Origin of the sequence: Streptomyces chryseus (genome assembly GCF_014650755.1) — a bacterium.
GTDB lineage: Bacteria > Actinomycetota > Actinomycetes > Streptomycetales > Streptomycetaceae > Streptomyces > Streptomyces chryseus.
Genome location: NZ_BMVO01000005.1, coordinates 330,131 through 336,828 on the forward strand (window position 1 = coordinate 330,131; position 6,698 = coordinate 336,828).

General features: G+C 67.4%; 6 protein-coding genes and 1 pseudogene. All 7 read right to left on the reverse strand.

Annotation, left to right across the window (positions count from 1 at the left end):
• Window positions 1-36: 36 nt before the first annotated feature.
• Window positions 37-891, reverse strand: coding sequence for a CDP-diacylglycerol--serine O-phosphatidyltransferase (gene pssA, locus IE185_RS12190; protein ID WP_373303713.1), 855 nt, complete (start codon window positions 889-891; stop codon window positions 37-39).
• Window positions 878-1,534, reverse strand: coding sequence for a phosphatidylserine decarboxylase (locus tag IE185_RS12195; protein WP_138895600.1), 657 nt, complete (start codon window positions 1,532-1,534; stop codon window positions 878-880). Before IE185_RS12195 ends, pssA begins: the two co-directional genes overlap by 14 nt.
• Before the next feature lie 170 nt (window positions 1,535-1,704).
• A complete protein-coding gene (locus tag IE185_RS12200) occupies window positions 1,705-2,910 on the reverse strand; it encodes an acyl-CoA dehydrogenase family protein (RefSeq protein ID WP_138895599.1) in 1,206 nt (401 codons plus the stop codon).
• 27 nt (window positions 2,911-2,937) lie between these two features.
• Window positions 2,938-3,441, reverse strand: coding sequence for a MaoC family dehydratase (locus IE185_RS12205; protein WP_138895598.1), 504 nt, complete (start codon window positions 3,439-3,441; stop codon window positions 2,938-2,940).
• Window positions 3,442-3,443: 2 nt separating this feature from the next.
• On the reverse strand, window positions 3,444-4,415 hold the full coding sequence (locus IE185_RS12210) for an HpcH/HpaI aldolase/citrate lyase family protein (RefSeq protein WP_138895597.1): 972 nt from the start codon (window positions 4,413-4,415) through the stop codon (window positions 3,444-3,446).
• A complete protein-coding gene (locus IE185_RS12215; protein ID WP_138895596.1) occupies window positions 4,412-6,424 on the reverse strand; it encodes an ethylmalonyl-CoA mutase in 2,013 nt (670 codons plus the stop codon). Before IE185_RS12215 ends, IE185_RS12210 begins: the two co-directional genes overlap by 4 nt.
• Window positions 6,424-6,698, reverse strand: a pseudogene (locus IE185_RS12220) (crotonyl-CoA carboxylase/reductase); the annotation flags it as partial. The pseudogene IE185_RS12220 and the gene IE185_RS12215, both read right to left, overlap by 1 nt.

Sequence of the window (6,698 nt, forward strand, 5' to 3'; positions counted from 1 at the left end):
TCCCCGGGGCCCTCGGCCGTTGTCGTGGTCGAACGGTTACGGCAGCTGCGCCGCTCGCGCCACCCGACGGTTGTCACGGAAGGTGTTGACCCGCCGCGCCGTGGCGAAGAGCGGGATGACCGCGCCCAGGACCACCTGGAGCGCGCAGCCGGTCGCCAGCAGGACCTGACCGCCCGGGGCGTCGAACGCCCAGGCCGCCAGCAGCCCCATGGCGCCCACGATCCAGCCGAGCATCGCCACCGCGAGGACACCGCGCGGTTTGGGGTACTCGACCCGGCTCACCATCAGCCACGCGACGCCGATGATGGCGAGCAGCGTGGGGATGAAGGGGAGCTCCAGGAGCACGATCGAGACGACCGTGAGCGCGCCGAAGGGGCTCGGCATGCCCTGGAACATGCCGTCCTTCATCGTGACGCAGGAGAATCTGGCCAGTCGCAGGACCACCGCCAACAGCACCACGATCGCCGCCAGCGCCGATACGCGCTGGTGGGCGTCGTCCGCGACCATCCCGTACACGAGCACGAAGTAGGCCGGGGCGAGCCCGAAGCTGATCAGGTCGGAGAGGTTGTCCAGCTCCGCGCCCATCGGCGAGCTGCGGAGCTTGCGCGCCACCAGCCCGTCGCACAGGTCGAAGATCGCCGCGAGGAGCATCAGGATGACGGCGGTCGCGGCGCTGTGCCGCGCCATGCCGGTCTCCTGGCTGCCCTGGAGGTGCGGGATGAGGATTCCGGTGGTGGTGAAGTACACCGCCATGAATCCGCAGGTCGCGTTGCCGAGCGTGAGGGTGTCCGCTATCGACAGCCTCATGGACAGCGGCATGTCCTCGTCGGTGTTCTCGTCGTCGGCCTCCGGCACCCAGCCGGCCCGTGTCTCGGGATCAGTCACGGTCAATTCGAGTCACCCCCGCGGTGGTCGCCTGACCGACCTCGACGTCGACCTCGACACCCTCCGGGAGGTAGATGTCGACGCGCGATCCGAAGCGGATCAGGCCGATGCGCTCGCCCTGCTCGACCTTGGTGCCCTGCGGCACGTACGGGACGATGCGACGCGCGACCGCGCCGGCGATCTGCACCATCTCGATGTCACCGAGCTCGGTGTCGAAGTGCCAGACAACGCGCTCGTTGTTCTCGCTCTCCTTGTTGAACGCCGGTACGAACCCGCCGGGGATGTGCTCGACCGACGTCACCGTGCCCGCGAGGGGGGCACGGTTGACGTGGACGTTCAGCGGGCTCATGAAGATCGCGACGCGGGTACGCCCGTCCTTCCACGGCATGATGCTCTGCACCACTCCGTCGGCCGGGGAAATGACCCGGCCCTGGGTGATCTCGCGCTCGGGGTCGCGGAAGAACCACAGCATGCCCGCCGCGAGCGCGGTGGTGGGCACGGCGACAGCGGCCCAGCGGCCGGACTTGCGGGCCCGGGCCAGGCTGAGCGCCGCGGTGGCGACGGTCGGCAGAAGCCACGGCGATGCTCCGCGAGCAAGGCGTCCATTGAGGAGGCCGTCGCGTGGTGCAGAGGTTTGGCTGTGGGGCATGGATGACCTTCGTAGCGGATGATGCCGCGCTGGCAACAGGGGGACGGCGGCTTTCCGGCGATGGTAGCGGTTGCGGGCCGCAACTGGGCAAGCCAGAAGCCGAGTCGACGGCCTGAAGCTGATAACAGGGTGTGATCTTTTTCGCGGTCATTTACCCACGAAAGGGGCAATCAGCCCTGGAACCGGTACTCTTCGAGGAGTCGCCGACCAATGATCATTTTCTGGATTTCGGCGGTACCTTCACCGATGAGCAGCATCGGCGCCTCGCGGTAGAGACGCTCGATCTCGTACTCCTTCGAGAACCCGTATCCGCCATGGATACGGAAGGCGTCCTCGACGACTTCCTTGCAGTATTCGGAGGCGAGGTACTTCGCCATCCCTGCCTCCAGGTCGTTTCGTTCCCCGGAGTCCTTTTTGCGTGCTGCGTTCACCATCATCGCATGCGCGGCCTCGACCTTGGTAGCCATCTCGGCCAGCTTGAACTGAATGGCCTGATGCTGGGCGATCGGCTTTCCGAAAGTGTGACGTTGCTGGGCATATGAGACACCCAGTTCGAACGCACGCTGTGCGACGCCGCAGCCACGCGCCGCCACGTTGACGCGGCCGACCTCGACGCCGTCCATCATTTGGTAAAACCCTCGGCCGGTTGTCCCGCCGAGTACACGATTGGCCGGAATGCGCAGTCCGTCCATGATGAGCTCGGTGGTGTCGACCCCCTTGTACCCCATCTTGTCGATCTTCCCGGGGATCGTCAGGCCGGGCCGCACCTCGCCGAAGCCCGCCTCCTTCTCCACCAGGAAGGTCGTCATCTGCTTGTGCGGGGCCGTGCCCTCGGGGAGACCCTCGTCACTGCGGCACAGGACGGCGACGAGCGTGGACGAGCCGCCGTTCGTCAGCCACATCTTCTGGCCGTTCAGGACGTACTCGTCGCCGTCCTTCACGCCCTTCGACGTGATCGCCGACACGTCCGAGCCGAGCGCCGGCTCCGACATCGAGAACGCGCCCCGCACCTCGCCCAGCGCCATGCGCGGCAGGAACGTGTCCTTCTGCTCCTGCGTGCCGTGCTGCTTGAGCATGTACGCCACGATGAAGTGGGTGTTGATGATCCCGGAGACGCTCATCCAGCCGCGAGCTATCTCCTCGACGCACAGCGCGTATGTGAGAAGGGACTCACCCAGGCCGCCGTACTCCTCGGGGATCATCAGCCCGAAGAGCCCGAGCTCCTTGAGGCCCTCGACGATCTCCGTCGGGTACTCGTCACGGTGCTCCAGCTCCGTGGCGACCGGGATGATCTCCTTGTCGACGAAGTTCCTGACCGTGGCCAGGATTTCCTGCTGGATGTCGGTCAGACCGGCGGTCTGGGCGAGACGGGCCATCGCTACTTCTCCTGAACCTTGACGTAGTTAGTTAGACGCTGTCGGGCGGCCGGGCTGCTCGCCGCCGCGCTCCTTGATGTACGTCTCGGTCGGGACCATCACCTTGCGCCGGAAGACGCAGACGACGGTGCCGTCCTGCTTGTAGCCCTTCGTCTCGACGTAGACGATGCCCCGGTCGCTCTTGGACTTCGACGGCGTCTTGTCCAGGACGGTCGTCTCGCCGTAGATCGTGTCGCCGTGGAAGGTCGGCGCGATGTGCTTGAGCGACTCGACCTCCAGGTTGGCGATCGCCTTCCCGGAGACGTCCGGCACCGACATGCCCAGCAGCAGCGAGTAGATGTAGTTGCCGACGACGACGTTCTTGCCGAAGTCGGTCGTCTTCTCGGCGTAGTTGCTGTCCATGTGCAGCGGGTGGTGGTTCATGGTCAGCAGACAGAAGAGGTGGTCGTCGTACTCCGTGACCGTCTTTCCGGGCCAGTGCTTGTAGACCGCGCCGACCTCGAACTCCTCGTACGTGCGTCCGAACTGCATGATCAGGCCTCCGGGGCTTCGAACGTGGAGGTGCGCCGCATACCGGCCGCGCGTCCCTTGCCGGAGATGACCAGCGCCATCTTGCGGCTGGCCTCGTCGATCATCTCGTCGCCGAGCATCGCCGAGCCCTTCTTACCGCCCGCCTCGGAGGTGTAGTAGTCGTACGCGTCCAGGATCAGCTCCGCGTGGTCGAAGTCCTCCTGGGACGGCGAGAAGATCTCGTTCGCGGCGGCGACCTGGTCCGGGTGCAGCACCCACTTGCCGTCGAAACCGAGGGCGGCGGCGCGCTTGGCGACCGCCTTGTAGCCCTCCGGGTTGCGGATCTGGAGGTAGGGGCCGTCGATCGCCTGGAGGTTGTTGGCGCGGGCGGCCATCAGGATCCTCATCAGGATGTAGTGATAGGCGTCGGCGTCGTAGCCGGGCGGCTGCTCGCCGACGACCAGGGACTTCATGTTGATGGAGGCCATGAAGTCGGCCGGGCCGAAGATGATCGTCTCGACCCGCGGGGATGCCGTGGCGATGGCGTTGACGTTGTTGAGGCCCTGCGCGTTCTCGATCTGCGCCTCGATGCCGATCTTGCCGACCTCGAAGCCCATCGTCTTCTCGATCTGCGTCAGCAGGAGGTCCAGCGCCACGACCTGCTGCGCGTCCTGGACCTTCGGGAGCATGATGCAGTCGAGGTTCTGACCCGCGCCCTCCACCACCGTGACGACGTCGCGGTACGTCCACTCGGTGGTCCAGTCGTTGACGCGCACGACCCTGGTCTTGCCCGTCCAGTCACCCTCGTTGAGGAACTTCACGATGGTGTGCCGGGCCTCGGGCTTGGCGAGCGGCGCGCACGCGTCCTCCAGGTCGAGGAAGACCTGGTCGGCCGGAAGGCCCTGGGCCTTCTCCAGGAAGCGCGGATTGGAGCCCGGCACGGCGAGGCAGGAGCGGCGGGGGCGCAGCCGGTTCACGGGCTGGGGCGTGGTCATGCGGGGACCTCCAGAGGGTCGAGCTTGTTCGCTTTCCGGATCTCGTCGACGATACGGCCGATGATCTCCGTGATGCCGAAGTCCTTCGGGGTGAATACTGCGGCCACTCCGGCGGCCCGCAGATCCGCGGCGTCCGCCGGCGGGATGATCCCGCCCGCGATCACCGGAATGTCGGCGGCCCCGGCCTCCCTGAGCCGTACCAGCACGTCGGGCACCAGCTCGGCGTGCGAACCGGACAGGATCGACAGGCCGACGCAGTGCACGTCCTCCGCGAGGGCGGCGCTCACGATCTGCTCGGGCGTCAGCCTGATGCCCTGGTAGACCACCTCGAAGCCCGCGTCGCGGGCCCGCACGGCGATCTGCTCGGCGCCGTTGGAGTGCCCGTCCAGGCCGGGCTTGCCGACGAGCAGGCGCAGCCGCCCCGAACCGAGGTCCTCGGCCGTACGGGCCACCTTGTCCCGTACGGCGGCGAGCGGGGTGCCCGCCTCCGCGGTGACCGCGACCGGGGCGCTGCTCACGCCCGTCGGCGCGCGGAACTCGCCGAAGACGTCGCGCAGGGCCCAGGACCACTCGCCGGTGGTGACGCCCGCCCGGGCGCACTCGACGGTGGCGGCCATCAGGTTCTCGGTGCCCGCGGCGGCCTTCTTGAGGGCCGCCAGGGCCTCGGACGCGCGGGCCTCGTCGCGGTTGTCGCGCCACTCGTGCAGCTTGGCGACGACGCGCGCCTCGTTGGCCGGGTCGACTGTCATGATCGCGCCGTCGAGGTCCGAGGTGAGCGGGCTCGGCTCGGTGGCCTCGTAGCAGTTGACGCCGACGATCTTCTCGTCGCCGGACTCGATGCGCGCGCGGCGCTCCGCGTGCGAGGAGACGAGCTGCGACTTGAGGTAGCCGGACTCGACGGCGGCCATCGCGCCGCCCATCTCCTCGATGCGGTCCATCTCGGCGAAGGAGTCGGCGACGAGCGCGTCGACCTTGGCCTCGATGACGTGCGACCCCGCGAAGATGTCCTCGTACTCCAGCAGGTCGCTCTCCAGGGCGAGGACCTGCTGGATGCGCAGCGACCACTGCTGGTCCCAGGGCCGGGGCAGGCCCAGCGCCTCGTTCCAGGCGGGGAGCTGCACGGCGCGGGCGCGGGCGTCCTTGGAGAGCGTGACGGCCAGCATCTCCAGGACGATGCGCTGGACGTTGTTCTCCGGCTGTGCCTCGGTCAGGCCCAGCGAGTTGACCTGCACGCCGTAGCGGAAGCGGCGCTGCTTCTCGTTCTCGATGCCGTACCGCTCGCGCGTGACCTTGTCCCAGATACGGCCGAAGGCGCGCATCTTGCACATCTCCTCGACGAAGCGCACGCCCGCGTTCACGAAGAAGGAGATACGCGCGACGACGTCCCCGAACTTCTCCGCCGGCACCTGGCCGCTGTCCCGTACGGCGTCGAGGACGGCGATCGCCGTGCTCATGGCGTACGCGATCTCCTGGACCGGCGTGGCGCCGGCTTCCTGGAGGTGGTAGCTGCAGATGTTGATCGGGTTCCACTTGGGGATGTTGTTCACCGTGTAGGTGATCATGTCCGTCGTCAGGCGCAGGCTGGGCACCGGCGGGAAGACGTGCGTCCCGCGCGACAGGTACTCCTTGACGATGTCGTTCTGCGTCGTCCCCTGGAGCCTGGTGACGTCGGCGCCCTGCTCCTCCGCGACCACCTGGTAGAGCGCCAGCAGCCACATGGCGGTGGCGTTGATGGTCATGGAGGTGTTCATCTGTTCCAGGGGAATGTCCTGGAACAGCCGGCGCATGTCACCGAGGTGGGACACCGGGACCCCGACCCGGCCGACCTCGCCGCGGGCGAGGATGTGGTCGGGGTCGTAGCCGGTCTGCGTCGGAAGGTCGAACGCGACCGACAGGCCCGTCTGGCCCTTGGCGAGGTTGTTGCGGTACAGCGCGTTGGACGCCTCGGCGGTCGAGTGACCGGCGTACGTCCGCATGAGCCAGGGCCGATCCTTCCGACGCTCGCTCATCAGATGTTCCGGAAGCGGTTGATGGCGTCGATGTGCTGCTCGCGGAGCTCGTGGTTACGGACGCCGAGACCCTCGCGCGGCGCCAGCGCCAGGACGCCGACCTTGCCCTGGTGCAGGTTGCGGTGGACGTCGTACGCGGCCTGGCCGGTGTCCTCCAGTGAGTACACCTTCGACAGCGTCGGGTGGATCTTGCCCTTGGCGATCAGGCGGTTGGCTTCCCACGCCTCGCGGTAGTTGGCGAAGTGCGAGCCGATGATGCGCTTCAGCGACATCC